The following is a 26,983-nucleotide window of genomic DNA, read 5'->3' as shown; positions in this document are numbered from 1 at the left end:
TCGGTCGCTGGAGTCCGGTCGGCCGGTCGGCCGGTCGGCCTGCTGGTGCGGGCGTGTGCGGTGGTACACGCCCCTGGGGCCGACCGGAGGCGGTCGTCGCGGTCCCGGCTGCCGCCATGGTGCCCAGGACGGGCACGGCAACAGGCGGGCGGGCTGCACAGCGATCGGTCCGGCTCCTCAGAGGGCTTCGTCCTCCGCGTGGGCTGTGGCGCCTACGCGGAGGACGAACGTCTGTCTCGCCCCGCAGCCGCCGGTGAGGCCATCAGAGGTCGGAGCGCACCACGGTGACCGGGCAGTGGGCATGATGGAGGGCGGCCTGGCTGACCGAGCCCAGGAGCAGGCCGGTGAAGCCACCGTGGCCACGCGCGCCGACCACCAGCAACTGGGCGTGCGCGCTCGCTTCGATCAGTGCCGGGCGCGTGCGCCCGCGGACCAGGCGGGGCCGTACGCTGACGCCCGGGTACTGGTCACGGTGTGCTGAGAGGGCCTCGGTCAGCTCCCGCTCTTCCTCCTGCCCGAGCCGGTCCGCGTCGCCCACCAGCTCCACGAGGTCCACCGGGCGGCCGAGCGCGTGCTCGCGGTGATCGGCCCAGGTGCTCCAGGCGTGGAGCGCGACCAGGTCTGTGCCCCGCAGCGCTGCCTCGGCGAAGGCGAAGGCGATGGCGGGCTGTCCTCGGGGAGAACCGTCGACGGCCACCAGCACCGGACCGGCTGGGTCGGGGCGTCCCCTGACGACCATCACCGGGCAGTGGCCGTGCGCGCTCAGATGTACGGCGGTGGACCCCAGAAGCAACTCGGCGAGGCTCTCGGAGCCTCTGTGGCCGACCACGATGAGCTGCGCCGTGCGCGACTGTGTCTGCAGGACCGTCGCTGCCTCCCCTGCGATCACGGCATGTTCGACGCGCAGGCCCGCAGCCTGGCTCCGCGCGCGTTCGACGGCGTCCGCCACGATCCGTTCGACCGTTTCGTGCAGGGCAGCGGTGGGGGGTCCGAGCAGTGACGAATCGGGCGGGGCGTGCATGGCGGGCCACTGAAAGGCGTGCACCACGCGCAGTTCCACACCTCGCAGTGACGCGGCTCGGGCCGCGGCGGCTACGGCTGCCAGGGCTGAGGCCGAGCCGTCCACTCCCACTACCACCGGCCCGTTCATGGCTTGCTGCTCCCCTCGATGGCGCCCGGAGCAAGGCGCCCTGCCGCCTCGGGCGCCGCCGTTGCCGGAGCCCGGACGGCGTGGGGCCCTGCCGTCCCGTTCTTTCTCTCCAGTTCACCTCTCCCCGGCCCTGACCCGGGGCTACGGCGCACTCCGACAACCGGTGCTGCGACCTCCGCGCCCGCAACCGGGGGCACCTGGGCTCAGAACGCCCGCGGGAGCATCACCGTCTCCGTCCCGTCGAGCACGGCGGTACAGCGGGGCGCGCCGCCCGGCACCGGCGTGATGCGGACGCTCATGGGTCGTGGAGGCTCGGTGGGCAGCTCACCGGTGAGGGTCAGGGGACGGCTTCCGTGCATCTCGGCGCGGCCGGTCTCCTTGCCGTCGACCAGCAACTCTGCGGCACCGTGACGGCCGTGATCGACGTTCACGGTCACCGAGTGCCCGCCGACGTCAAGGTGGAAGTGGTGACTCCGCCCCATCACAAGTCTCCCTGGGGATCCGCAGCCTCTGTCCGAAGTATCCCGCCGCTCGCTCGTCCCCGCCTCTGCAGAACGGGGGGCACCCGTCGGGGTCCGGCCTGCCCCCCGCGTTCTCCTGATTCTGGTGTCGCCCTGCGGCGGCGGAACGGCGGTGACTCCCGCAGAGGAGTCTGCACGTGCCGACCGTGCCGAGCGCATCCTGACGTCCCTCACGGACGGGATGCCGGCCGCGGGGGAAGACGTCGGTGGGCCGGCCGGCCAGCCGACCGGCCCGCTGAACGCCTCGGATCAGGCCGCCGTGGTGGCGGTCCGTCGCGGAAGGCGCCGTGCGACCGCCGGCGGGGAGCATCCGACGGCCTTCGCCACTCCTGCGGCGAACGTGCCCGGATTCTCCGCGGGGAACAGGGCAGCCCACCACCAGCCGTGACCGCCGCACCAGGCCGCCGTCGGGGGGGGGACCGTAGGGCCGCGGCGGCCACCACACCCCATCAGCGGGTCGCCGCGCGCCGAGAAAGGCTGGCGCACCGCGTGGTCGCCCGCGGTGTGGTCGACGTTCTGCGTCCGGGACAGGGCCCGTGGGAGGGAACGCGGTCGTCGCGGCGGCCGGCGCGGCAGGGCGGGCGGGGCCATCTCCCCGAGGCGGCACTCGCCGCTCGCATCGGGAGGGGCGGGAGCATGTCCGCGCTGCCGCTGATGATGGCCGAGTGACTCCGGACGCGAGATTTCGCGGTCCGACCGCCCCGGACTTCCGACATACCCCCTAGGGGTATATAGTCGATCTCGTCGGGAGGGGCTGACGCAGCTCCCCCGGAAGCGACCCACGCATCGACAGCCGAGGAAGTAGCCATGACCGACCTCAAGAACTCCGACGTGACCGACGTGCAGAACTCCGGCTCCTGCTGCTCCGCCGACGGCTCGTGCCACTCCGGCGCCGCGGCCGACACCCAGGGCGGCGCGGTCACCACCGTCTACAAGGTGTCCGGCATGACCTGCGGGCACTGCGAGGGTGCGGTCTCGCAGGAGATCTCCGCGCTGGACGGCGTCACCGCGGTCACGGCGGTCGCCAAGACCGGTGAGGTGACCGTCGCCTCCACCGCCCCGCTCGACGAGGAGGCCGTCCGCGCCGCCGTCGACGAGGCGGGTTACGAGCTCGTCGGCACGGCGTGAGCCCGTCCGGGGCCGGACGGCCCCGGACCACGCGTATTCCTCCCCGCCGGGGCGTGCCGCTCCGCTGATACGGACGCCGTACGTCCCGGCCTTCCCCAGGAGTATCTCCATGACCAGCACGGCTTCCGAGAAGACGCTTCCCGACAGGGCACCCGCGCCCGTCTCCGAGGTCGAGCTCTCCATCGGCGGGATGACCTGCGCCTCCTGCGCGGCCCGCATCGAGAAGAAGCTCAACCGGATCGACGGCGTCACGGCGACCGTCAACTACGCCACCGAGAAGGCGAAGATCTCCTACCCGGACGGCATCGGGGTCGCCGACCTCATCACCACCGTCGAGAAGACCGGCTATACGGCCGCGGAGCCGCCCCCGCCGACTCCCCCGGGCGACGACGGCGGCGTACGGAGCGCCCCGCCCGCCGCGGACCACGAGCTGGTCACCCTGCGGCAGCGCCTGTTCGGGTCGCTGGCGCTGTCGGTGCCCGTGGTGCTGATGGCGATGGTGCCTGCCCTCCAGTTCGACAACTGGCAGTGGCTGTCGCTGACGTTGGCCGCTCCGGTCGTGATCTGGGGTGCGTTCCCCTTCCACCGGGCCGCCTGGACGAACGCCCGGCACGGCGCCGCGACCATGGACACGCTGGTGTCGATCGGCACGCTCGCCGCCCTCGGCTGGTCGCTGTGGGCCCTGTTCTTCGGAGACGCCGGCATGCCGGGCATGCGACACGGCTTCGAGTTCACCATCTCCCGTTCCGACGGCTCGTCCTCCATCTATCTGGAGGCCGCGGCCGGTGTGACCACGTTCATCCTCGCGGGGCGCTACCTGGAGGCGAGGTCCAAGCGCAAGGCCGGTGCGGCGCTGCGGGCGCTGCTGGAGCTGGGCGCGAAGGATGTCGCGGTACTGCGCGGCGGCACGGAAGTACGCATCCCGGTCGCCCAATTGACGGTCGGCGACCGCTTCGTCGTACGCCCCGGCGAGAAGATCGCGACCGACGGGACCGTCGTGGAGGGTGCTTCCGCGGTCGACGCCGCCATGCTGACCGGCGAATCCGTACCGGTGGACGTGGGCGTCGGTGACGCCGTGACCGGGGCGACGGTGAACGCCGGTGGCCGGCTCGTCGTCGAGGCCACCCGGGTCGGCGCCGACACCCAGCTCGCCCGGATGGCGAGGCTCGTCGAGGACGCCCAGAACGGCAAGGCCGACGTGCAACGCCTCGCCGACCGGATCTCCGGCGTCTTCGTCCCCGCGGTCCTGCTCATCACCGCCGCCACCCTCGGCGCCTGGCTCGGCCTCACGGGTGACACCACCGCCGCCTTCACCGCCGCCGTGGCCGTCCTGATCATCGCCTGCCCGTGCGCGCTGGGCCTCGCGACACCGACCGCCCTCATGGTCGGCACCGGCCGCGGCGCCCAGCTCGGCATCCTGATCAAGGGACCTGAGGTCCTGGAGTCCACCCGTCGTGTCGACACGATCGTCCTCGACAAGACCGGCACCGTCACCACCGGCCGGATGCGGCTCCAGGACGTGTTCACCGCGCCGGGCGTGGACGAAGGCGAACTGCTGCGCCTCGCGGGCTCGTTGGAACACGCCTCCGAGCACCCGATCGCCCGGGCCATCGCGGCCGGCGCCGTGGACCGGGCGGGAAGCCTGCCGGTACCCGAGAACTTCGAGAACGTCGCCGGTCTCGGCGTCCAGGGCGTCGTCGAGGGACACGCCGTACTGGTCGGCCGCGAGCAGCTCCTCAAGGAGTGGTCCATCGAGCTGCCCCACGAGCTGGCCGAGGCCAAGGCCGCCGCGGAGGCCGAGGGGCGTACCGCGGTCGCCGTGGCCTGGGACGGCGAGGCACGCGGTGTCCTGACCGTCGCGGACGCGGTCAAGGAGACAAGTGCCCAGGCGGTGGCCGAGCTGCGCGCGCTGGGGCTGAAGCCGGTCCTGCTGACCGGGGACAACCGGCTCGTCGCCGAGTCGGTCGCCCGTGCCGTCGGCATCGACGAGGTCATCGCCGAGGTGCTGCCGCAGGACAAGGTCGACGTCGTCAAGCGGCTCCAGGCGGAGGGCCGTACGGTCGCCATGGTCGGCGACGGTGTCAACGACGCGGCCGCCCTCGCCACCGCCGACCTCGGTCTGGCCATGGGCACCGGCACGGACGCGGCGATCGAGGCCGGCGACCTGACCCTCGTACGCGGCGATTTGCGGGTGGCGGCGGACGCGATCCGTCTCTCCCGCAAGACCCTCGCCACCATCAAGGGCAACCTCTTCTGGGCCTTCGGCTACAACATCGCCGCGCTGCCGCTGGCCGCCTTCGGGATGCTCAACCCGATGATCGCCGGCGCCGCGATGGCCTTCTCGTCGGTCTTCGTCGTCACCAACAGCCTTCGCCTGCGCTCCTTCGAGTAGCACCGCCCCTCACTCACCCCGACGCACCGCGCAGCGCCGCCCGGTCGCCGTCCGCGAGGACAGCGACCGGGCGGCGGCGCACGTCGACGGTGGCGGGGTCGGTGCCCGCACGCCCCCAGCAGGGGCAGCAACGGTGCCGTGGCGGTCACCGCCAGCCGCTCCAGCCGGGTGGCGCCGTACGGCCGGGGCTGCGGGGTGAGGACGCGCCGGAGCCGGATCGGGGCGCCGGTCCCGCCCGCCCAGGGCCACCGGCGGCACCTGGCCGGTCGCGACTCGTCTGCTCCTTGGTGTGGCGGCCCGGCGGCAGTCCGGCGACTCCGCCAGCAGGCGACGTACATGGTGTCCGCGTCGATGTGCGCTCGCTCGTGTTCCCGAACGCGGCAGGGCCCGTTGCTCCCGTTGCCCTTGGGTACTGACGGCGTCACGGCCTTACGGCCTCAGGAAGTGCCCCGGTCGTCGAGCGGGAAATACTGCCTCGGCGTGACCCCCACCAGCCGGTGGAATGCGGCCGTGAAGGAGCTGGCCGTGGCGTAGCCGACCCGGCGGGCCACGGCCTCGATCGGCAGGCCCGCCGCTAGGTGCGGCATCGCGGCCTGCATCCGGAGCCGTTCACGCCACTGGCCGAAGGCGAGGCCCGTCTCGGCGACGAAGAGGCGGGCCAGGGTACGGGCGCTCGTGCCTGCCTCGGTGCCCCAGGACGCCAGGGTCCGGCCGTCGGCGGGGTCGGCGGTGAGCCGCTCGGCCACCGTCCGGGCATGTGGATCGCGGGGAGCGGGCGCCGAGACGCTGGTCACCGGCACGGGGTGCAGTTCGTCGAGCAGGACGGCCTCGGCGCGCGTACGGGCGCCTGCGGCGAGGTCGGTGCGGGCCAGGTGGTCGATGAGGGCACGCAGCAGGGGCGTGACCGCCAGCACGGTCGGCTCCGGCCAGTCGATGTGCGGGCAGCAGGCCGGAGCGACGTAGGCGCTGCGCATGACGGCGTCGCCCGCCGACTCGGTGGCGTGCGGAAGGGCGGCGGGGATCCACAGGGCGAGCGACGGGGGCAGCAGCCACACGCCCCGGTCGCTGCGCACGCGCAGCAACCCCTTGGGCGACCAGGCGAGTTGGTGGTGCACCTCCAGGACGTCCTCCCCGAGGCGGTAGGTGAAGCCGCCCATCATGCCGACCACCCGGAAGACGATCTGCACGGCCGGTCCCTCGGTCAGCGGGGACAGCGGCGGCAGCAGGTGCTCGATCTCCTCGAAGCAGCGGCCGGTCCGCTCCCGCAGCAGCGCGTGGAAGTGCTGTTCCAGCACATCCGGAGGGGCCGGGAGCGGCCGCACCACGACCGGCTCCAGAAGCTCCAGCAGATCCGTGTGCCCCCGCTCGCGCGCGATGTCCAGGGCGCGCCGACCGTCCCGGGTGCGCTGGGTGCGCCAGGCGCCGTGCGCGATCAGCCGGAACGTGTTCAGCCTTCATCGCCGAGAACCTCCGTGCCGAGGGCGCCCATCCGCAGGTTCCAGCGACCGCTCCGGCCGGTGAGGCGCACCACGGACAGCGGCGGGACGTCCACACGCCAGAACGACGACAACGGCGCGTCCAGTGCACGCAGTACCGCGGCCCGCGCCACGGCCTGCTCCACCACGGCCAGCACCCGTCCCGCGTCCGGCGACAGCGTGTCCAGCCAGGCGGCGACCCGGCCGCAGGCGTCCGACACGGATTCACCACCGTGCGGTGCGGCTGCGGGATCCGTCATCCAGGCGGCCAGCCCGGCACCGTCACCGGCCGCGACCTCGTCGAGTGTCCGGCCCCGCCAGTCGCCCATGTCCAGGTCCCGCAGCGACGGTTCGACGACGGGAACGTCCCAGCCCAGGGCCTGTGCCGTCCGCCGGCAGCGCTCCGACGGCGCCGTACGGCAGGCGGCCCCCTCGGGCAGGGCTCCGGCGACGGTCGCCGCCACCGCTCGCGCTCGGCGCAACGCCCGCTCGTCGAGGTGGGTGTCTCCGAAGCGCACGTCGCGCTCCGCGGGGGCGGCGGCGCACAGCAGGGTGAGCCGGACGGTCATGACGGTCCCTTCGCCGGATCCCGCCGGTGGGCGGTTCATCGTAGGTGGCGTACGCCATGTTGGCCGACGCCGCCGGTGCCCCTACCATCGGGGGCGACAAGGACGACGGCGCCACGGAAGCCGGTGCAAGCCCGGCACGGTCGCGCCACTGTGTGCCGTCCCTCCCCGGAGGTGACGGTGAGTCAGACCCAACGCCGTCGTCGCGTGCTCCACACGATGCGGGACGCGATGTTCCCGAGGAGGTCTCGCCATGGCGCAGTCCACTGCCGCCCCCACCCCCACCACCCAGACCCTCACCCCGCTGCCGTTGCGGGCGATCGCCCCCTGGGCCGTCTTCGTCGGCGTCCTGATGCTCGTCCTGCTGTACTTCGTCGGCGCCGAGCAGGGCGTCACGTCGCTGGTCTCCGGTGAGGGCGTGCACGAGTGGGTGCACGACGCCCGCCACCTCCTCGGCTTCCCCTGCCACTAGACGGGGCGCCCCCTCCATGAACTCCACCACCGTACGCACCCTGCTGGTGCGTGGCATGCTCGCCGGCCTCGGCGCCGGCGTGCTCGCCTTCGTCTTCGCCTACTTCGTCGGAGAGGGCTCCGTGGACGCGGCCATCGCGTTCGAGGAGTCCGGCGCCCATGAGCACGGCGAGGAACTGGTCAGCAGGTCCCTCCAGTCGACGGCCGGCCTCGCCACGGGCGTGCTCGTCTTCGGCGTCGCCATCGGCGGCATCGCAGCGCTCGCGTTCTGCTTCGCGCTGGGCCGCATCGGCCGGTTCGGCTCGCGGGCGACCGCCGCGCTGACCGCGCTCGCCGGTTTCCTGCTCGTCTACCTGGTTCCGATCCTGAAGTACCCGGCGAACCCGCCTGCCGTCGGCGACCCGGACACCCTCGGCAAGCGCACCAGCCTGTTCGTGCTGATGATCGCCCTGAGCGTGCTGCTGGGCACGGCCGCCGTCCTGCTGGGCCGCAGGCTCGCCCCGGCCTGGGGCGACTGGAACGCCTCCATCACCGCCGGTACCGCGTTCGTGGCGGTGGTCGGGGTCGCCATGGCGGTCCTGCCGCAGGGGGACGCCATCCCCAAGGGCTTCCCCGCCGCCGACCTCTGGGAGTTCCGCCTGGCGTCGATCGGTATCCAGGCCGTGCTGTGGTCCGCCTTCGGGCTCCTGTTCGGCTACCTGGCCGAACGCGTCCTAGAACCGAGAGCCGCACGCGGCCGGGTCGCCACACTGGCGGCCTGAACAACGACCCCGCGCGGGGGCTGCCCGGGGGCGCGCCCGGCAGCCCCCGCCGCGCATGTTTCCCGCCCCGGTCCGGCAACGGCCCACGGTGCCCGTCATGGTGCCGCCTCATCCCCTACGACCCGTTCGACCGGCGACTCGCCCCGCACCGGCCCTCACCCCGGCCTCCCACGGGTGCACCCCGACGACGCCGCCCACCCGGCCCGCGGCCCCGTCGCGCGACCGCCATCACCGCTTCCGCGAAGTCCCGGGGGCGGGCGCCGAATCCGCCCCACCCCCTCGGGCTGGAGGAGCCGAGCCGAACCGGTCCATCGCAGGTGCCGCGCGTCGCCGGCCGGCGGGATGCCCTCAGTGTCGTGACGCGTCCAGCCCCCGCTGCCCGCCTTCCACTGACCGGGACAGAGCCGCTCCGGCGGGTGCCGGCGCGACGGAAACGCGCCGAAGGACGCGCGGTCGCGCCCGTGTTCGCGTGTGATGCCGACCGGGCGGGGCGACGGCCGAGCGCCCGTCCACCGGCCCCGCTGCTGCATCCGGGTGGATCCGGTGGCGCGGTGGAACCGGCGCCAGGGGCGGCGGAGTCACTCCCGGCAACCTCTGCACACCATGCAGGAGAGGAATCAGTCCATGGCCCACACCACCACGACGCACCGCCGGCCCTCCTGGGCGAGCGAGGACTTCCCGCTCGCGCCGCCGGACCCCGCCCAGCGTTTCGAGCTGACGCTCGACCCCCGCGACGTGCGCCGCCTGGAGCTGCACGCGGCTCTCACCGCCGCCGGCATCGCCCCCATGCCCGGCGACCGCGAAGCCATCGACCAGCTCAGCGGGCTCCCCCAGGGCGTCCAGTCGGCGCTGCACCGCTGGCTCACCCACACCCTGACCTGAGCCCCCCCCGCACTTCTGGTACCGGCGGCCCTCCTCGATGCGAGGAGGGCCGCCGGACTCAGTCCGCCACGCGCGCCACGGGGGTCTCACCGTCGTGCGCGGACGCCGGCACCGACTGGTGGGGCAGGAGCGGTTTGCGGATCAGGAGCAGCGCCGCGTCGTCGTGCAGACGGCCGCCCACATGGGCCAGCAGGTCGTCGTGGAGCGCGGTGAGGGTGCTCGCCGGCTCGTCGGTCAGCGTGCGCGCCAGCCCGTCGTGGAGGGGGTAGAACTCGCGGTCGCGGTCACGTGCCTCCGTGACGCCGTCGGTGTAGAGCAGCAGTTGGTCGCCGTCGGTGAACGGCAGCACATGGAGGTCGGGGGTCTGGTCCGTGAGGGCGCGCAGGCCGAGCGGCGGGGCCGGATGCGGGGGATCCACCAGGACGACGCCTCCCGTCGCACGGACCAGCAGCGGGGGCGCGTGTCCGCAGTTCACGACCTCCAGGTAGCCGGGGCGCGGGTATCCGGCGACCACGGCGGTCACGAAGTCGTCGGGGCCGAGGTTGCGCGCCAGACTGCGTTCGATCCGGTCGACGACGGCCAGGAGGTCGGGTTCGTCGTGGGCGGCCTCCCGGAAGACGCCGAGCACCAGCGCGGCGGTGCCCACGGCCGGCAGCCCCTTGCCCCGCACATCGCCGACGATCAGCCGGACGCCGTACGGGGTGGACACCAGGGCGTAGAGATCCCCGCCGATGCGGGCCTCGGCCGCGGCGGCGCTGTAGCGGACGGCGACCTGGAACGGGCCGACCGTCGGCGGCACGGGCACGAGCAGGGCGTGCTGGGCGGTCTCCGCGACGGAGCGGACGGCGGCAAGAACCCGTTCCCGGCGTCCGCGCAGCACACTGGCCAGGCCGCTCGCCAGGGTGACGGCCACCAGGACGGACAGTACGGCGGCCAGCTCACGGCCCGGAACGCCGTGCCGCATGCCGTGGACGACACCGAACGCCGCGGCGAGCAGTCCGACGCACAGGACACCGCGCGGGCCGTTGGTGGTGGCGGCCAGCGCCGGCCCGGCCGCGAGCAGCGGCAGCCAGATCACCCCGGCTCCGCCGACGAGGTCCACGGCCAGCACGACGACGGCCACGAGCAGCACGGGCAGTACGGCCGTCCCGGCGCCCGGCCGTGCCGCGGCCCGCCTGACCGCCGACGCCCAGGGAAAGTCCATCCGGTTCCTGAAGCGCCGCACGGTCCGGCGGCCGTCACGACGGTCTCGGGCCTCACTCATGGTGTGTCCGCAGTCCTCATCTGTGCACGGGGGAACGCCCCTGAAACGCCTGTTTCATCCAGGAATACGGGTTCGACCCGGCTGCCACAAGGAGCGGGTTTTCAGATAGTGAGCGACAGGCCCCTGGTCACGCGGTTCGCGGTCGGGATGAGCCGCTCCCGGATCTCCCGCAGCCGGGGCAGCCGGTCCACCGGCAGGGACACCCCGAGCGAGCCGAGCGTGTCCCCGCTGTGGACCGGCACGGCGACACAGACCGTGCCGAGGGCGTACTCCTCCATGTCGGTGACGGCCGGCGCCATCGGCGCGGAGTCCAGGCGCCGCAGCAGCTCGGGCGGGCTGGTGATCGTCCGCGGGGTGAGGTCGGAGAGGTGGTGGCGGGAGAGGTAGTCCCGGCGGGCCTCGTCGTCCAGCTCGCGCAGGACGGACTTGCCGAGCGCGGTGGCGTGGCCGGCGTCCTCGAAGCCCACCCAGAGGTCGACGCGCGGCGCCCGGGGGCCGTCGACGATCTCGGCGACCCTGATCTCGCCCTCCTCGTAGAAGGTGAGGTAGGCGGCGGTCGCCAGCTCGTCCCGGAGCGCGGCGAGCGTGGGACGGACCCGGCTGAGCAGCGCCTGACCGCGGCCCGTCGAGCGCAGTGTCTGGATCTTGTCGCCCATGACGAAGCCGCCGTCCTCCAGCTTGCGCACGTAACCGTCGTGGACCAGCGTCCGCAGCAGGTGGTAGGCGGTGGCCAGGGGCAGGCCCGTCTCGCGCGCCAGTTGCTTCGCCGGGGCACCGTTCTCGTGCGCGCCGACCGCCTCCAGCAGGCGGAAGGCCCGCTGGACGGACGTGATCAGCGTCGGGCCGCCCTGCGCACCCATGCGTACAGCGTGCGTCAGGCACCCGGAACGGGCAAGGCAGGCGGAAGACGTGCCCGTTTCGGGGCACCCGGTCCGCATGAACGACACGAACGCCGAGAACGCTACGGACCACATGAACGGCAAGGGCGCGGGACGTTCCTCCCCACCCGAGGAGCGCCACACCAAGGAACGCCACACCGAGGAGCGCCACACCGTGGAACGACTGGTCCCGGCCTGGCTCGCGGAGACCGAGCGGCACGATCCGGCCGCGGCCCGGGAGGCCCGCACCGGGTGGGAGCGCGGTTCCCTCTCGGCCCGCGCCGCCCAGGACCTCGCCACCTGGGTCACCGCGAGGGTCACCGACACCGGCTTCAACGAGGACGAGGGCCCGCGCGTCGAGGGGCCCACCCGGATCACCCCGGCCGACAAGGACGCCGTACACCGCTGGCTGGCGGGGCAGGGCCACCGGATCTGAGGCCGGTCCCACGGGGCGCCCGGTGTCGGGAGCGTCCCGCCGGGTACTCGGAGATTTCGCCGTCAGGATCCTTCGCACCGGCCCGCCGGGCGCGCCGGGCGACGGACCGTCCAGGAAAGGGGGCAGCAATGACGCAGCACGCGGACGACGACGCTCTCGAGCAGGCCGCGGGCGTCGCGGAACTGCGGCTGGCGACGGGGGACCCGGATCTCGGCCCGCCGATCGACGTGCCCGCGGGGGATCTGCCGTTGGACCGCAATCAGGCGATCCTCCAGGCCACCAAGCAGGTGGCTTCGATCCTGAAACGCAAGGGGCACCTGTTCGCCCTGGCGGGCAGCGTCGCCGTCTACGCCCACGGCGGCACCCAGAACCTCCAGCACGACGTCGACTTCGCCATCCGTCCGGAGGACGCGGAGGCCGTCGCCGAGACCCTGCGCGAGGCGGGGCTCGTGGTGTACGAGCCGCCGGAGGACTGGCTGCTGAAGGCCGGCTGTCTCGGCCAGCAGGTCGACCTGATCTTCGAGCTGGCCCATCAGCCCGTCAGCGCGGAACTGCTGGAGCGGGCGGAGAGGCTCTCCGTCGACTCGGTCTTCATGCCGGTCCTGTCGCCGACCGACCTGGTGAACAGTCTGATCGCCGCGTTCTCCGAGCATCACTGCGACTTCGGGGCGGTCCTGCCGATCGCCCGCACGCTGCGGGAGAAGGTCGACTGGGACCGGGTGCGCCGCGCCCGCGGCGACGAGCCGATGCCGGACGCGTTCTTCTACTTCCTGGAACGGCTGGACGTCATTCCGCCGAGGCCGAAGGAGGACCGGCGATGAGGCCTTTCGCGCAGCCCGCGAGCGGCGGCACGGGCACCGGCGGGGCCGACCGGCCCGCCGGGAACGCCGGGACAGGAAACGCCGGGCACATCGAGTACCGCGTCGCCCATCTGCACGACCGGCTCGCCGCCGAGGAACTGGCCGAGCTGGGCGTGCGCGCCGAGGTGCGGGCCGGGTCGGTCGTGGTGACCGGCACCGTGCCCTCGGCGGAGTGCCGCGAGACGCTGCTGCGGACCGTCCACGAGGAGCTGGCCGGGCTCGCCGTGCACACCGATGTCGTGGTGGCGGAGACCGCCTCCCCCGACCATGCGGAGGACCTGCCATGATCCGTGTCGCCGCCGTCGGGGACATCCACATGGGCCCCGACAGCCAGGGCCTGCTGCGGCCCGCCTTCGACACCCTGGACGAGTGCGCCGACCTGCTGCTGCTGGCGGGCGACCTGACCCGCCACGGCACGCCCGAGGAGGCGCGGGTGGTGGCCCGGGAGGTGCGCGGTCTGCCGGTGCCGGTGGTCGCGGTCCTCGGCAACCACGACCACCACGACGAGCAGCCCGAGAAGGTCACCGGCATCCTCCAGGAGGCGGGTGTGACGGTCCTGGAGGGCGAGGGAACCGTCGTGGAGTGCGCGGGGAGGCGCGTCGGCATCGCCGGCACCAAGGGCTTCTGCGGCGGGTTCGTCGGCCGCAGCGCCGGGGAGTTCGGGGAACCGCTGATGAAGGAGTTCGTCCGCTACACGCGGCGCAGCGCGGACGCGCTGCACGGCGCCCTGGAGGACCTCGGCCGGGACGGCTGCGACATGCGGATCGCGCTCACCCACTTCTCCCCCGTCGCCGACACCCTCGCCGGTGAGCCGCCGGAGATCTACCCGTTCCTCGGCAGCTATCTGCTGGCCGAGGCGATCGACACGGCCGGCGCCGACCTCTCCGTCCACGGGCACGCCCACATGGGCACCGAGCACGGGATGACGGCCGGCGGGGTCCGGGTGCGGAACGTGGCCCAGCCGGTGATCCGGCGGGCGTTCAACGTGTACCAGCTGCACGCGGCCTGACCCGAGGACTCACCCGCAGGCCCCGGTCCTGGGGGCTCATCCGCCCAAACCCGTGACGGCCTCCTTTCGGTTGCGCGGGGAGCATGCCGTTGCGCGCGGTCCGTTCCGAGGCACGGGCCGGTGCGGGTGCACGCCGTGGCGCTGCCACGTTCAGGTGGTGATCACCGTGGATCGCCGCACCGGCCCCGTGCCCGCCCGTATCCAGGGCACATGGACAATCTCCACGGCTCCGACGAACCCCGCTCCCTCTCCCGCAGGCACTTCACCGCGACCGCCACCGCCGGTACGGCCGCCGCGGCACTCCTCGCCGCAGCGCCCGGCGCGACCGCCGCGCCGGCGGCCCTACCGCAGGCCCGGCCCGCGTCCACCGCCGACTGGGCCACCTGTCTGGCGGTCGCACGGGCCCTGCTGGTGGTCGACGCACAGGACGAGCCGCTCGTCCCCGGCTATCGGAAGATCCTCGGCGGCGGGCTGCCCCGCGCCGGGACGAAGACCGCGAAGAAGGTGCTCGTCGTCGGCGCGGGACCCGCCGGACTGGTGGCCGCCTGGCTGCTGAAGCGGGCCGGGCACCACGTCACCCTCGTGGAGGCCAACGGCAACCGCGTCGGCGGCCGGGTCAAGACCTTCCGCACCGGCGGGCACGAGAACGCGCCCCGGGCGTTCGCCGACGCCCGCCAGTACGCGGAGGCGGGCGCCATGCGGATCCCCGGCAGCCATCCGCTGGTGATGAGCCTGATCGACCAGCTCGACGTGGAGCGGCGCCCGTTCCACCTCGTGGACGTCGACGGCCAGGGCAAGCCCGTCAACCACGCCTGGCTGCACGTCAACGGCGTCCGCGTGCGCCGCTCCGCGTACGCGAGGTCACCCCGCAGGATCAACCGGTCGTTCGGAGTTCCGCGAGAATACTGGGACACTCCCTCCTCGACGATCCTGCGCGAGGCACTCGACCCGGTCCGCGACGAGTTCAGCACGGTCGGCCCCGACGGCAAGCGCGTCGACAAACCGATGCCGGAGCGGGTGCGGGGCTGGGCGCGGGTCGTGCAGCGGTTCGGCGACTGGTCGATGTACCGCTTCCTGACCGAGGAGGCCGGCCTCGACGAGCGCACCATCGATCTGATCGGCACCCTGGAGAACCTCACCTCGCGGCTGCCGCTCTCCTTCATCCACAGCTTCATCAGCGCCTCGCTGATCAGCCCGGACACCGCGTTCTGGGAGCTGGTCGGCGGTACGGCGACGCTGCCGGACGCGCTGCTGCGGGAGGTGTCCGACGTGCTGCGCCTCGACCGGCGTGCCACCCGCATCGAGTACTGGTCGCCGGACCGGACCGGCACCGACGACACTCCGCACGTCCGGGCGGACGGCCCGCACGTGTGGATCGACACCGTGTCCGAGGGCCGCGACGGCACGGTGGTGCGCGAGCAGTTCACCGGTGACGTCGCGATCGTCACCGTGCCGTTCTCGGGGCTGCGCCAGGTGCAGGTCAGCCCGCTGATGTCGTACAAGAAGCGGCGGGCCGTCGCCGAGCTGCACTACGACAGCGCGACCAAGGTGCTGCTGGAGTTCAGCCGGCGCTGGTGGGAGTTCACGGAGGCCGACTGGAAGCGGGAGCTGGACGCCGTACGGGCGGGGCTGTACGACGAGTACCGGGCGGGGAAGGCGCCGGCCGACGGAAGTCTGCTCGGGGTGCACCCGTCCGTGCCGCCGGGGCACATCACGGCGGGGCAGCGGATCCACTACGCGGCCAACCGGTGGGCCGGCCGGGACCAGCCGGAGGCGGCGCACATCGTCGGCGGGGCCTCCGTCTCGGACAACTCCAACCGCTTCATGATCAACCCGTCCCATCCGGTCGAGGGCAGCCGGGGCGGGGTCGTCCTCGCCTCCTACAGCTGGGCCGACGACGCCTCCCGCTGGGACTCCCTCGACGACGACGCCCGCTACCCGCACGCCCTGCGCGGCCTCCAGCAGGTCTACGGCCGGCGGATCGAGGTCTTCTACACCGGCGCCGGCCGCACCCAGAGCTGGCTGCGGGACCCCTACGCCTACGGGGAGGCGTCCGTCCTGCTCCCCGGCCAGCACACGGAACTGCTCGCCGCGATCCGCTCCCCCGAGGGTCCGCTGCATTTCGCGGGCGACCACACCTCGGTCAAGCCGTCCTGGATCGAGGGGGCGGTGGAGTCCGCCGTGCGGGCGGCGCTGGAGGTGCACCGGGGGTGAGGACAACCCCGCCGAGCCATTTTTGAACGCGTTCAAATATCAGGTAGGCTCCCCTTCGGACAACGGACACGAGGGAGGGGAGCCTCACCATGAAGATCGTCGTACCCGGCGGGACCGGGCAGGTGGGCACGGTCCTGCGCCGGGCGCTCAGCGCGGCCGGACACGAGGTCGTGGTGCTGAGCAGGCGCCCGGAGCGGCCCGGCGACCTGGCCTGGGACGGCAGGACCCTCGGGCCCTGGACGGATGCCGTCGACGGCAGTGACGTCGTGATCAACCTGGCCGGGCGGAGCGTCAGCTGCCGCTACACCCCGGCCAACCTGCGGGAGATGATGGACTCGCGGGTGGACTCGGCGCGGGTCGTCGGCGAGGCGATCGCCGGGGCCGACCGGCCTCCCCGGCTCTGGCTCCAGATGAGCACCGCCACGATCTACGCCCACCGCTTCGACGCACCCAACGACGAGGCCACGGGGATCGTCGGAGGCGCCGAGCCCGACGTCCCCGGCTACTGGTCCTACAGCGTCGACATCGCCCGGAACTGGGAGCGGGAGCAGGAGGCGGCCGACACCCCGCACACCCGCAAGGTCGCCCTGCGGTCGGCCATGGTGATGAGTCCCGACCGGGGCGGGGTGTTCGACGTGCTGTCGAAGCTGACCCGCCTCGGGCTCGGCGGTCCGGTCGCCGGCGGCGCGCAGTACGTGTCCTGGATCCACGAGCGTGACTTCGTGCGCGCGGTCGGCTTCCTGATCGACCGGGAGGACCTCGCCGGACCCGTGAACCTCGCGGCCCCGGCACCGCTGCCGCACCGCGCGTTCATGCGCGCGCTGCGGGGAGCATGGGGCGTCCCGGTGGGCCTCCCGGCGACGAGATCGATGGCCGCGCTGGGTGCCTTCGCCCTCCGCTCGGACACGGAACTCCTGCTCAAGAGCCGCCGCGTCGTCCCCGGCCGCCTCCTCGAAGCGGGCTTCGCCTTCGACCACCCCGAATGGCCGGAAGCGGCCGGGGACCTGGTACGGCGGAGGCGCGGCGGGGCCGAGACCTCCTCGGCGGAAAGCGCGGGGGCCGCGCGGACCTGATACGGGGGACGCGTCCGCGCGGCTGCTCATGAGGGGGTCAGCTCGTCGCGCGGACCGCCGTACGGATCAGGTCCGCGACCTCCTTCGGCCGGGACACGGCGACGGCGTGCGAGGCGCCCTCGAGTTCGACGATCGTCGCGTCGGCACGCTTGGCGCCGAAGCGCTCGACCTCGGGGTTGATGGCGTTGTCCGCGGCGGCGATCAGCGCCCAGGACGGCTTGGTCCTCCAGGCGGCCGCGGCAGCGGTCTCCTCGAACGCGGCGGCCGCCAGCGGGCGCTGGGCGGCGGCGAGGATCTTGGTGACCTCGGCCGGCACATCGGCGGCGAACACCGACGGGAAGGCGTCCTCGGCGATGGTGACCTCGGCGGCGGGCTCGCCGCCCGGCACCGGGTACGTCCACTGCTTGAGGTTGCTTACCAGCGGGGACAGCGGGAAGCGGCCCTGTAGCTCGCCGAGGCTCTCGCCCTCCTCCAGGACGTAGGCGGCGACGTACACGAGGCCGACGACGTTCTCGGTGACGCCGGCCACGGTGATGAGGGCGCCGCCGTAGGAGTGACCGACGAGGACGACGGGGCCGTCGATCTGGGCGGCGACGGAGGCGACGTACGCCGCGTCGGAGGCAAGGCCGCGCAGCGGGTTCGGCGGGGCGATCACGGGGATGCCGTCGCGCTGGAGCTCGGCGATGACGCCGGACCAGCCGGCCGCGTCCGCGAACGCGCCGTGGACGAGGAGGACGGTGGGAGTGGTGCTCATGCGGGGTTTCTCTCCTCCATCAGGCCGTGTGCAGGGCGGCGCGCAGGGTGCCGACGGCCTGGGTGATGGCGGCTTCGGCGGCGTGCGTCCCGCGCAGGGCGTTGAGCATGACGAAGTCGTGGATGATGCCCTGGTAGCGGACGGCGGTGACGGGGACGCCGGCCTGGCGGAGCTTGTTGGCGTAGGCCTCGCCCTCGTCGCGCAGGACGTCGGCCTCGCCGGTGATGATCAGGGCCGGGGGCAGCCCGGTGAGCTGCTCGGTGGTGGCCCGCAGCGGGGACGCGGTGATCTGGGCGCGGTCGGCCTCGTCGGTCGTGTACTGGTCCCAGAACCACTGCATGCCGTCGCGGCGCAGGAAGTAGCCGGTGGCGAACTGGTGGTAGGAACCGGTGTCGAAACTCGCGTCGGTCACCGGGTAGAACAGCACCTGCTGCACCAGCGGCACATCGCCGCGTTCCTTGGCCATCAGGGTGAGGGCGGCGGTCATGTTGCCGCCGACGGAGTCGCCTGCGGCGGCGATGCGGGTGGCGTCCAGGCCCTTGGTGGCGCCCTGTTCGACGATCCAGCGGGCGACGGCGTAGTTCTGCTCGATGGCGACGGGGTAGCGGGCCTCGGGCGAGAGGTCGTACTCGGGGAAGACGACGGCCGCCCCGGCGCCGACGGCGAGTTCACGCACGAGGCGGTCGTGGGTGTGGGCGTTGCCGAAGACCCAGCCGGCGCCGTGGATGTAGAGGATGACGGGCAGGGTGCCCTGGCTGCCGGCGGGCTTGACGATGCGGGCGCGGACACTGCCCGTGGGACCGCCGGAGACGGTGATCCACTCCTCGTCCACGGCGGGCTTGTCGATCTCGCCGGACTGGACCTCGTCGACGGCCTTGCGTCCCTCGGCCGGTGCCAGATCGAACAGGTACGGCGGGTTCGCGGTCGCCTCCACGAACGCCTGAGCGGCGGGTTCCAGCACCGGCGCGGCCGGCTCGACGACGTCGGACATGAGAATCTCCTGCTGTTGGCGGTGTGCGTTGTTCTGCTCATTCACGTTAAACGCGCCGCACGGCCGGACATTGTCCGCGCGTGCACCGGCAGTGTGCTCAGAGCGCACAGCGTGCGGTGCACGGTGGAAAATCATTCGGTGCACTCAGGGAACACACCGTAGTCCCCCCACCCGTTTGAGTTGTCGGCGAAGCGACCGTAGCCCGTCCGCCGGACGCAATTCCGGGAATTCCAGGAGGGGTTCACACCGTGTCGACCATGCCGGTTGGCGGGCTGGTTCCGCAGGCCGCCGAGAATGCCGCGGAACTCGTCGTCCGCAATGCGCGGATCCATACCCAGGACCCGCGCCGCCCGCAGGCCGGGGCGCTCGCCGTGCGCGGCGGTGTCGTCACCGCCGTCGGCGACGACCGGGACACGGCCGGGCACATCGGTCCGGACACGCGGGTCGTCGACGCGCTCGGCCGGCGGGTGGCGCCGGGCCTCAACGACGCCCCTCTGCACGTCATCCGCGGCGGGCTCAACTACGTGCTGGAGCCGCGCTGGGACGGTGTGCGCACGCTGCGCCAGGGGCTGGCGATACTGCGCGAGCAGGCCGCCCGCACACCGAAGGGCCAGTGGGTGCGCGTGGTCGGCGGCTGGTCGGCGGAGCAGTTCGCCGAGCGGCGGCTGCCGACGGTCGCGGAGCTGAACGCCGCCGCGCCGGACACCCCGGTGTTCGTCCTGCACCTCTACCAGTCAGCCGTGCTCAACCGGGCCGCCCTGAAGGCCGCGGGCTACGACCGGGGCACACCGGACCCGAAGGGCGGGCAGATCGTCCGCGGCGGGGACGGCGAACCGACGGGCATGCTGCTGGCCGCGCCCGGCGCCCTCATCCTGTCCTCGACGCTCGCCAAGGCGCCACCGCCGGCGGGCGAGGACCGCAGGACCTCGACCCGGCACTGCCTGCGCGAACTCAATCGGTTCGGGCTGACCTCGGCCATCGACGCCGCCGACGGATTCCAGAACTTCCCCGAGAACTACTCGACCGTCGTGGACCTGGCAAAATCGGGCCAGTTGTCGCTGCGCATCGCCTACCATCCTTTTCCGCAGACTCCGGGACAGGAGGTCGACGATCTCACCCGCTGGATGGAAATGGCCGACCCGGACGACGGTGACGCCTGGCTGTGCCTCAACGGCGCGGGCGAGAACCTCACCTGGGCGGCGACCGATTTCGAGAACTTCGCCCAGCCGCGGCCAGAACTCGCCGATTACGAACCGGAATCGAGAAGGCGGTTCGTCTTCTCATGGAGAACGGCTGGGGATTCCGGCTGCGCGCCACCTGCGACGAGACCATCCGGCGCGATCTCGCGGTGTTCGAGAAACTCGCCGCCGAGGGCCTCTTCCCGGCCGGCAACCGCTGGCTGTTCGACCACGCCGAGACGGTCTCCCTCGGGGAGCCTCGACCGCATCGCGGCCCTCGGCGGCGCCGTCTCCGTGCAGAACCGCCTGTCCTTCCAGGGCGAGGCGTTCCTCCGGCGCTACGGCGTCGGCGCCGCCGCCGACGCCCCGCCGGTCACCGCCGTGCTGGAGCGCGGACTGACCGTCGCCGCCGGCACGGACGCCACCCGGGTCTCCACGTACAACCCCTGGGTCGCCCTGCACTGGCTGGTCAGCGGCCGCACATGACGGGCAACGTGGTGTTCCCGGGCTTCGCGCTCGCCGGTGCGGGGAACCTGTCGGCGCTCGCCTCCGTCGTCTCGCTGGCGTCCTTCCTCACGGGGGCGCTGGCGGGCGGCGGGCTCGGCACCCGGTTCGCGGATCACCGCGGACACCTGCTGCGGGCGGCCACGGTCGTGCAGACGGTGCTGGTCGCCGGGACGGTGGTGGTCGCCGCGGTCACCGACGGGCGGGTGGGCACCGGTGTCCAGTACACGCTGATCGTGCTGATGGGGCACGCCATGGGTCTCCGGAACGCGGTGGCCCGGCGGCTGGGCGTCCCCGATCTCACCACGACGGTGCTGACGCTGACCCTGACGGGTCTGGCCGCCGGCTCCGGTCCGGCCGGCGGGGAGGCCCCGCGGCCGGGCCGACGGATCCTGTCCGTGCTGGCGATGTTCCTCGGCGCCCTGGTCGGCGCGGTGCTGCTGCACGGCCACCTCGTCCTCACGCTGGGACTGGCCCTGCTGCTGCTCGCGGTCACGGCCGTGGCCGCGCACCGGCTGTCCGCCCCGGACGCACCGTGGGCACGGCTCCGGAGCTGAACCAGGGGGTCGGAATCAGTCGGAGTCAGAGGGCCGGAGCCGTCAGCCCCGGCCCGCGCTGTCCCGCCACTCGCGGGGGGACATGCCGTAGGCGGTGCGGAAGACGCGGCTGAAGTGCGTGGCGCTCGTGAAGCCCCACCGGCCCGCCACGGCGGCGATGGTGCGGCTTCGGCGGCCCTCCCGCAGCAGGTCGCGGCGGCACTCCTCCAGCCGGCGGCGCAGGATCCAGCGGCCGAGAGTGGTGCCCTCCTGCTGGAACAGCTTGTGCAGGTAGCGCACGGAGATGTGGTGGGCGCGGGCGAGGGTCTCCGGGGAGAGGTCCGGTTCGGTCAGGTGCAGCTCGATGAACTCCAGGATGCGGGCCAGCACCGGCGGTGCCTGGCCGTCCGGCGGGCCCGCGGCGTGGCTGCCGAGCCGTTCGGCGGCGAGGGTCGCCAGGAGGTTCACGGCGTTCCCGGCGAGCATGTCGCCCACCGGCGGCCTGGCCCGCGCCGCGGTGCGGGCCAGGTCGGACAGCAGCGGTGAGAGCAGCGCGCCGAGCCGGGAGGTCCGGGCGACCGGGGTGCGGGTGATCCGGCCGGCGTCGGCGGGGGTGATTCCCAGCAGGTCGGCCGGCACCAGGAAGACCGTGGCGCGGAACCGCTCGGGGAAGTCCAGTGCGGGCGGCCGGTGTGCGTCGTAGAAGCAGATGTCGCCGGGGGCGAGGCGCACGCTCACCGGGTCGGTGTCCGGGAGGCGGGTGGCGCCTCGCAGTCCCACGAAGAGGTACTCGCCGGCCTCCCGCGCGTGCGGCCGGTGCTCCGGCTGCGGTGCCCGCTCGCCCGGCAGTCGGCCGGGGCCGGTCTCGGCGGTCATGATGTCGACGCCCAGGGGCGTCCTGCAGATGGGTGCGTCGATCGTGCTGGTGGTGGACATCTTCCGCCGTTGCCTCCTGAGCGAGCGACTGTCGGTCTCGTCGCCCGGACCGTAGGCCGGGGGGTGTGCAAAAAGAGTGACAACGCAGTGACGACGGCCGGGCGCCTCACGCGTCGGGCGCTTCGGCGGCGAAGGCCCGCAGCAGGCGGTGCAGGGTGTAGTGGCCGGGCGTGTGCTCGGTGATCAGGTGGGTGTCGGCGAGTTCGCCGAGGAGCCGGCGGGCCCCGCGGACCGGCTGCCCGGTGAGTGCCGCCGCCGACGCAGGGGTGAGGTCGGGCCCCGCGTGGCGGGGCAGGAGCCGGAACAGCCGGGCGGCCTCCGGGGACAGCAGCCGGTAGGAACCCAGGAAGGCGGCGCGGACGTCGGCCGTTCCGCCGCCGGTGAAGGCGTCCAGGGTGCCTTCCGTCTCACGCAGGTACGCGGCGGTGTCCGCGAGGGGAATCTCGCGGTGGGCGGCGGCCCGTACGGCGACGGCGGTCAGCGCGAGGGGCAGCCGGCCGCTCCGGATGAGGATCTCGTCGGCGGCCACGGGTTCGGCCGCGGTGCGGTCGGCGCCGATCAACCGGGCCAGCATCTCGCGCGCGTCCGCGGCCGGGGGCGGCTCCAGGCGCAGTGGGCGGGCGCCCGAGGCGATCAGGCCGGGCAGGGCGTGGCGGCTGGTGACCAGGGCCAGGCAGCCCGGCGCGGCGGGCAGCAGCGGACGCAGTTGTTCCGTGCCGGCCGCGTCGTCGAGGACCACGAGGACGCGCCGGCCTGCCAGCAGGGTGCGGTACAGGCCGGTCAGGCCCGCTGCCCCGGCCGGCATCCGGGCCGCGGACACACCGAGGGCGGTGAGCATCGCGCGCAGCGCCTCCTCGGGCTCGGCCGCGGGCCTGGCCGGGTCGCTGCCGCGCAGCGCGACGTACAGGTGTCCGTCGGGGAAACGGTCGGCGGCCCGGTGCGCCCAGTGCACGGCGAGGGCGGTCTTGCCGACGCCCGCCATGCCCCCGATCCATACGGCCGCCGGGGTGCCGGCGGTCCCGGTGACCGCCTCCCGGGTCGCCGTCAGCCACTCCAGCTCGGCCTCCCGGCCGGTGAAGCCGTGGATGTCCGGAGGCAGTCGGGTGTGCCCCGTGGACGCCGTCCGGTCCGGTACGGCGGGGGCGGTACCCGGCGCGCCGTCGTCGCCCCGCGGCTCCGCACCGATCCGTACGACCGGGGTCTGCCGGCCGAGGTCCACCCGTGGCCCCGATGTCAGCCGGCGCACGTCCTGGCGCAGCACGCGCGTGTGCGCCGCCGCCAGTTCGGCGCCGGGCGTGATGCCGAGTTCGGTGGCCAGCCGGCGGCGGACGTCCTCGTACGCCGTGAGGGCCTCCGCCTGGAGGCCGCAGGCGGCGAGGGAGAGGATCAGCCGGGCGTGCAGCGGTTCGTCGAGCGGGTCGAGGGCGGTGGCCCGGCGCAGTGCGGGCAGGACCTGGGCGGTCCGGCCGCAGAGCAGGGCGGCGTCGGCCGCCAGCCGGGCCGTCCGCAGGAGTTCGCGGCCGACGGCCGTGAACTGGACGTGTTCGCGCGCGGCGGCCGCGATGCCCATCGCCACCGGACCGCGCCACTCCGCCAGGGCCTCGGTGAAGCGCAGCGCGGCCGTCTCGGCCCGCCCGGTGACGGCCGCCCGCTTGCCCTGCCGGGTCAGCTCACGGAAGCGCAGCAGGTCGACCTCGTCCGGGCTCACCTCCAGGAGGTAGCCGCCGGGACGGCGCAGCAGCCGTCGGCCGGGGGCGCGGGGCGGCAGTCCCGGTTCCAGGAGGCGTCGCAGCGCGCCGACGTAACGGCGCACCACGTTCAGCGCGCTGGCCGGCGGGTGTCCCGGCCAGAGCAGGTCGAGCAGCTCGCCGGTCGGCACCGGACGGCCCGCGTAGGCCAGGAGCAGGGCGAGCAGGGCGCGCTGCTGGGGAAATCCGAGGTCGAGTTCCGCCGCATCGCGGCACACCCGGACCGGTCCCAGCAGTTCGAACCGCATCACCGCGCCCTGTGCCTTCCGGCGGGCGGGGTCAGCACACATCGGCGTGCCCGTCGCGTCCGGTCAGGCGGGCGCGGACCCGCTCGGCGTCGGGGTGGTCCAGGGTCCTGAGGAGACGGAGGGCGTCGGTCCAGGCGGTGCGGGCGCTGTCCTCGTCGCCCATGGCGCGGTGGGTGTCACCGACCCGGGCGAGGATGTCGGCCTCCGCGTAGGGCGCGCCGAGGTCGCGGAGGAGGGTGAGGGCGTTGCGGTAGGCGAGGAGGGCCTGCGGGTGGCGGCCGAGGTGCTGGTGGGCGTAGCCGATGCTGTCCCAGGTGGCTGCCTGGCCGTAGCGGTCGCCGAGGTCCTGCAGCATGGTCAGGGCGTCGGAGCAGTGCGTCAGGGCCTGCCGGTGGTCGCCGAGCCGGGCGTGGTACCAGCCGACCGAGTTCAGGACGCTGGCCTGCGCGGCCCGGTCGCCGAGCGCGCGGAACAGGGCGAGGGCGAGCTGATTGTGGCGCAGGGCGCCGGGCAGGTCGTCGCGCTGCTCGCTCTCCCAGCCGAGGCTGCGGTGGGTGTGCGCGCGGCCGGTGTCGTCGCCCAGGCGGGTGAACAGCTCCAGGGCGTGTTCGAGGCGGGGCACGGACTGGTCGTGGAGGCCGAGCCGGCCCTCGATGCGGCCGAGTCCGCGCAGTCCGCGGGCCTCGAGGGCGGGTTCGGCGAGCCGTCGGGCGGCGTCGAGGGCGGTGCGCTGGACGGTGAGCGCGTCGTGCCAGTGGCCCCGGCGGTCGAAGAACGGTTCCAGGGACCAGGCCAGATGGCAGGCGAGACGTTCCTGCCCGGTGGCGGCGGCGGTGTCGACGACGGCGAGGAGCACCGCGTGTTCCGCGGTGAGCCAGGCCAGGGCCCGGTCGTCGTCGGCGAGCGGTTCGGGACGTACCCCGTCGGGCGCGGGCGGCGGGGGCAGCGGGTCGGCGTTGGGGGCGAGCAGCCGGTCGGCGGCGTGGGCGGTGTGCAGGTAGTGGTGGTACAGCCGGTGCAGGGCCGCCCGCTGTTCGGCTTCGGTGTGCCGTTCCTCGAGGAGTTCGCCGGCGTGGGCGCGGAGCAGGTCGTGGAAGGCGTGCCGGCCGGGGCTGTGTTCGGTGACGAGGTGCAGGCCGGTCAGTTCGGCCAGCAGTGGTCGGGTCCGGCGCACCGGCAGTCCGGCCAGGGCGGCGGCGGCCGGCAGGGTGAAGTCGGGGCCGGGGTGCAGGGCGAGCAGCCGGAACAGCCGGGCGGCGGCGCCGGAGATCTGACGGGAGGACCAGGAGAAGACGGTGCCGACGTCGACGGAGGCGTCGGAGCGGGCGAACGCGTCGAGGCTGCCGTGGGCCTCGCGCAGTTCGGCGGCGACCGCGGAGAGCGGGAAGTGGGGATGGGCGGCGGCGCGGGCGGCGACGCAGGCGAGCGCGAGGGGCAGTCCGGCGCAGAGTTCGGTGATCTCGTCGGCGGCGCGCGGTTCGGCCCCTACGCGTTCGGCGCCCAGGCGTCGGACCAGGAGGTCGCGCGCCTGCTCGGTGTCGAAGGGCCGCAGCGTCAGGGAGTGGGCGCCGTGCGCGGCGACCAGCCCGGACAGGGCGTCGCGGCTGGTGACGAGGGTGAGGCAGCCGGGCGAGCCGGGCAGCAGCGGCCGTACGTGGTCGCTGTCGCGGGCGTTGTCCAGGACGACGAGGATCCGCCGCCCGGCCAGCACACTGCGGTAGAGGGCGGCCTGCGCGTCCACGCCGTTCGGTATCCGGCCGGGCGGTACGCCGAGCGCGTCCAGGAAGCCGCGGACGGCCTCGCCCGCCTCCATGACGGCGCCGGAGGGGTCGTAGCCGCGCAGGTTGACGTAGAGCTGCCCGTCGGGGAAGCGGTCGGCGACGCGGTGCGCCCAGTGCACGGCGAGGGTGGTCTTGCCGATGCCGGCCATGCCACCGATGGCGCTGATCACCACGGTGTGGGGCGCGCCGGCTTCGCCGCCCGGCAGGGCGGGCATCTCGTCGAGTTCGCCGCCCCGGCCGGTGAACGCCGGTATGTCGTGCGGAAGTTGGGCGGGTGCCGGGAAGGAGGGGAGACCGGCGGCGGGCTCCTCGCGGGCCGGGGCCGGGGGTTCGTCGGTCTCCGTGAGCGGGGCGTCGGCGGCCGTCGCCTCTCCCCCGGCCCCGCCGGGCCCCCCTCGCAGCACGGTCTCCCGGGCCCCGCGCAGTTCCGCCCCGGGGTCGATCCCCAGCTCCTCGGCGAGCCGGGCCCGTACGGCGTCGTACACGCCGAGGGCCTGGGAGCGGTGGCCCGCCGCCGCGAGGGCGAGGATCAGGCCGGCCTGTACGGGTTCGTCCAGGGGGTGTTCGGCGGCGGCGCGGTGCAGTTCGGGCAGGACGGTCCCGGAAAGGCCGGCGCGCAGGGCGGCGTCGGCCGCTTCGCGCACGGCGGCGAGGCGTTCGCGGTCCACGGCCTCGAACGCGGGGCGGGCGCGCGCCGCCGCGGGCAGCCCGGCCGCGACCGGCCCGCGCCACAGGGAGAGCGCCTCGGTGAACAGCCCGAGGGCGTGCGCGGGCGACTCCCGCACGGTCCGCTGCCCGGCCTCCCGCAGGGCGCGGAACCGGACGAGGTCCAGCGAGTCACCGTCGGTCACGAGCCGGTAGCCGCCCGCGTCGCGCACCAGCCGGCCCTCCGCGCGGGCGGGGAGGCCGGGCTCGAGCAGCCGCCGCAGTGAACCCACGTGCCGGCGGACCACGTTGACCGCGCTGCGGGGCGGGTCGGTTCCCCACAGGGTGTCGACTATCTCGTCCATGCTGACCGGCTGGCCCGCCTTGACCAGCAGCAGCGCCAGGAAGGCCCGCTCCTGCGGGGCGCCCGGCTCCAGCTCCGTGTTCCCCCGGCGCACCCTCACGGGCCCCAGAACCGCGAACCGCACGGACTCCAGCGGCACGTCTTCCCCCTCCGGTGTCACTCCCCAGAGGTCGACCCTACGTCACTGAGGGGGTTACCGAGAGTTAGGGCCACGCGTG

General features: G+C 73.8%; 24 protein-coding genes and 1 riboswitch. Of the genes, 13 read left to right on the top strand and 11 right to left on the bottom strand.

All coding sequences use genetic code 11. From position 1 onward, the window contains the following. Positions 1-262 precede the first annotated feature (262 nt). Complete coding sequence (locus ACFWJX_RS29985; protein WP_383249252.1) at positions 263-1,150, bottom strand: universal stress protein; 888 nt, start codon at positions 1,148-1,150, stop codon at positions 263-265. Between the two features lie 203 nt (positions 1,151-1,353). Next, on the bottom strand, positions 1,354-1,632 hold the full coding sequence (locus ACFWJX_RS29980) for a hypothetical protein (RefSeq protein WP_383249250.1): 279 nt from the start codon (positions 1,630-1,632) through the stop codon (positions 1,354-1,356). An 846-nt stretch (positions 1,633-2,478) separates the two neighbouring features. Between ACFWJX_RS29980 and ACFWJX_RS29975 the strand changes: the two genes are divergently transcribed. Continuing rightward, a complete protein-coding gene (locus ACFWJX_RS29975) occupies positions 2,479-2,799 on the top strand; it encodes a heavy-metal-associated domain-containing protein (RefSeq protein ID WP_383249248.1) in 321 nt (106 codons plus the stop codon). Positions 2,800-2,908: 109 nt separating this feature from the next. Continuing rightward, the gene (locus tag ACFWJX_RS29970) at positions 2,909-5,191 is read left to right on the top strand and encodes a heavy metal translocating P-type ATPase (RefSeq protein ID WP_383249246.1); all 2,283 of its coding nucleotides are present in this window, start codon (positions 2,909-2,911) and stop codon (positions 5,189-5,191) included. A gap of 437 nt (positions 5,192-5,628) precedes the next feature. Here ACFWJX_RS29970 and ACFWJX_RS29965 read toward each other — a convergent pair whose 3' ends face one another. Then, entirely contained in the window at positions 5,629-6,516 is an 888-nt protein-coding gene (locus ACFWJX_RS29965) for an AraC family transcriptional regulator (protein ID WP_383249244.1), read from the bottom strand. Between the two features lie 122 nt (positions 6,517-6,638). Then, a complete protein-coding gene (locus ACFWJX_RS29960; RefSeq protein ID WP_383249243.1) occupies positions 6,639-7,235 on the bottom strand; it encodes a histidine phosphatase family protein in 597 nt (198 codons plus the stop codon). A 115-nt stretch (positions 7,236-7,350) separates the two neighbouring features. After that, positions 7,351-7,423, top strand: a riboswitch (cobalamin riboswitch). 62 nt (positions 7,424-7,485) lie between these two features. Here ACFWJX_RS29960 and ACFWJX_RS29955 point away from each other — a divergent pair. From ACFWJX_RS29955 to ACFWJX_RS29945, 3 genes are all read left to right on the top strand, one after another. Continuing rightward, complete coding sequence (locus ACFWJX_RS29955) at positions 7,486-7,704, top strand: CbtB domain-containing protein (RefSeq protein WP_150469798.1); 219 nt, start codon at positions 7,486-7,488, stop codon at positions 7,702-7,704. Positions 7,705-7,720: 16 nt separating this feature from the next. Further along, positions 7,721-8,464, top strand: coding sequence for a CbtA family protein (locus tag ACFWJX_RS29950; protein ID WP_383249241.1), 744 nt, complete (start codon positions 7,721-7,723; stop codon positions 8,462-8,464). 624 nt (positions 8,465-9,088) lie between these two features. Next, positions 9,089-9,346 carry a hypothetical protein gene (locus ACFWJX_RS29945; RefSeq protein WP_383249239.1) on the top strand — a complete coding sequence of 86 codons (258 nt, stop codon included), beginning with the start codon at positions 9,089-9,091 and terminating at the stop codon, positions 9,344-9,346. A gap of 58 nt (positions 9,347-9,404) precedes the next feature. On the opposite strand, the gene ACFWJX_RS29940 is transcribed toward ACFWJX_RS29945, so the two are convergent. Continuing rightward, the gene (locus ACFWJX_RS29940; protein WP_383249237.1) at positions 9,405-10,610 is read right to left on the bottom strand and encodes a PP2C family protein-serine/threonine phosphatase; all 1,206 of its coding nucleotides are present in this window, start codon (positions 10,608-10,610) and stop codon (positions 9,405-9,407) included. A gap of 101 nt (positions 10,611-10,711) precedes the next feature. Continuing rightward, positions 10,712-11,470: an IclR family transcriptional regulator gene (locus tag ACFWJX_RS29935; protein WP_383249235.1), complete on the bottom strand. Its 759-nt coding sequence runs from the start codon at positions 11,468-11,470 to the stop codon at positions 10,712-10,714. A 112-nt stretch (positions 11,471-11,582) separates the two neighbouring features. On the opposite strand from ACFWJX_RS29935, the gene ACFWJX_RS29930 reads away from it, so the two are divergent. From ACFWJX_RS29930 to ACFWJX_RS29905, 6 genes are all read left to right on the top strand, one after another. Further along, on the top strand, positions 11,583-11,924 hold the full coding sequence (locus ACFWJX_RS29930) for a hypothetical protein (RefSeq protein ID WP_383249360.1): 342 nt from the start codon (positions 11,583-11,585) through the stop codon (positions 11,922-11,924). 128 nt (positions 11,925-12,052) lie between these two features. Then, on the top strand, positions 12,053-12,745 hold the full coding sequence (locus ACFWJX_RS29925) for a nucleotidyltransferase family protein (RefSeq protein ID WP_383249233.1): 693 nt from the start codon (positions 12,053-12,055) through the stop codon (positions 12,743-12,745). Continuing rightward, positions 12,742-13,071, top strand: a complete 330-nt coding sequence (locus ACFWJX_RS29920) for a hypothetical protein (RefSeq protein WP_383249231.1) — start codon at positions 12,742-12,744, stop codon at positions 13,069-13,071. The genes ACFWJX_RS29925 and ACFWJX_RS29920 overlap by 4 nt, the downstream gene beginning before the upstream one ends. Continuing rightward, positions 13,068-13,793: a metallophosphoesterase gene (locus tag ACFWJX_RS29915; protein ID WP_383249229.1), complete on the top strand. Its 726-nt coding sequence runs from the start codon at positions 13,068-13,070 to the stop codon at positions 13,791-13,793. Before ACFWJX_RS29920 ends, ACFWJX_RS29915 begins: the two co-directional genes overlap by 4 nt. A gap of 210 nt (positions 13,794-14,003) precedes the next feature. Beyond that, positions 14,004-16,007, top strand: a complete 2,004-nt coding sequence (locus tag ACFWJX_RS29910) for a flavin monoamine oxidase family protein (protein ID WP_383249227.1) — start codon at positions 14,004-14,006, stop codon at positions 16,005-16,007. An 89-nt stretch (positions 16,008-16,096) separates the two neighbouring features. Further along, positions 16,097-17,080: a TIGR01777 family oxidoreductase gene (locus tag ACFWJX_RS29905; protein WP_383249225.1), complete on the top strand. Its 984-nt coding sequence runs from the start codon at positions 16,097-16,099 to the stop codon at positions 17,078-17,080. 37 nt (positions 17,081-17,117) lie between these two features. Here the strand turns inward: ACFWJX_RS29905 and ACFWJX_RS29900 are convergent, their stop codons facing one another. Both ACFWJX_RS29900 and ACFWJX_RS29895 read right to left on the bottom strand, forming a co-directional pair. Beyond that, entirely contained in the window at positions 17,118-17,834 is a 717-nt protein-coding gene (locus ACFWJX_RS29900; protein ID WP_383249223.1) for an alpha/beta fold hydrolase, read from the bottom strand. Between the two features lie 19 nt (positions 17,835-17,853). Beyond that, entirely contained in the window at positions 17,854-18,825 is a 972-nt protein-coding gene (locus tag ACFWJX_RS29895; protein ID WP_383249221.1) for an alpha/beta hydrolase, read from the bottom strand. Between the two features lie 257 nt (positions 18,826-19,082). On the opposite strand from ACFWJX_RS29895, the gene ACFWJX_RS29890 reads away from it, so the two are divergent. Continuing rightward, the gene (locus ACFWJX_RS29890) at positions 19,083-20,489 is read left to right on the top strand and encodes an amidohydrolase family protein (RefSeq protein WP_383249219.1); all 1,407 of its coding nucleotides are present in this window, start codon (positions 19,083-19,085) and stop codon (positions 20,487-20,489) included. Then, a complete protein-coding gene (locus ACFWJX_RS29885) occupies positions 20,486-21,064 on the top strand; it encodes a DUF1275 family protein (RefSeq protein WP_383249217.1) in 579 nt (192 codons plus the stop codon). The genes ACFWJX_RS29890 and ACFWJX_RS29885 overlap by 4 nt, the downstream gene beginning before the upstream one ends. 42 nt (positions 21,065-21,106) lie before the next feature. On the opposite strand, the gene ACFWJX_RS29880 is transcribed toward ACFWJX_RS29885, so the two are convergent. The 3 genes from ACFWJX_RS29880 to ACFWJX_RS29870 form a co-directional block, all read right to left on the bottom strand. Then, the gene (locus ACFWJX_RS29880) at positions 21,107-21,979 is read right to left on the bottom strand and encodes a helix-turn-helix domain-containing protein (protein ID WP_383249215.1); all 873 of its coding nucleotides are present in this window, start codon (positions 21,977-21,979) and stop codon (positions 21,107-21,109) included. A gap of 106 nt (positions 21,980-22,085) precedes the next feature. Further along, a complete protein-coding gene (locus ACFWJX_RS29875; protein ID WP_383249213.1) occupies positions 22,086-24,017 on the bottom strand; it encodes a BTAD domain-containing putative transcriptional regulator in 1,932 nt (643 codons plus the stop codon). Beyond that, positions 24,007-26,904: a BTAD domain-containing putative transcriptional regulator gene (locus ACFWJX_RS29870; protein ID WP_383249211.1), complete on the bottom strand. Its 2,898-nt coding sequence runs from the start codon at positions 26,902-26,904 to the stop codon at positions 24,007-24,009. Before ACFWJX_RS29870 ends, ACFWJX_RS29875 begins: the two co-directional genes overlap by 11 nt. Positions 26,905-26,983 lie beyond the last annotated feature (79 nt).

This window comes from Streptomyces sp. NPDC058335 (assembly GCF_042723915.1).
Lineage (GTDB): Bacteria > Actinomycetota > Actinomycetes > Streptomycetales > Streptomycetaceae > Streptomyces.
Note: the sequence above shows the minus strand (reverse complement) of the source record. Positions and strands in the feature narration are given on the sequence as shown.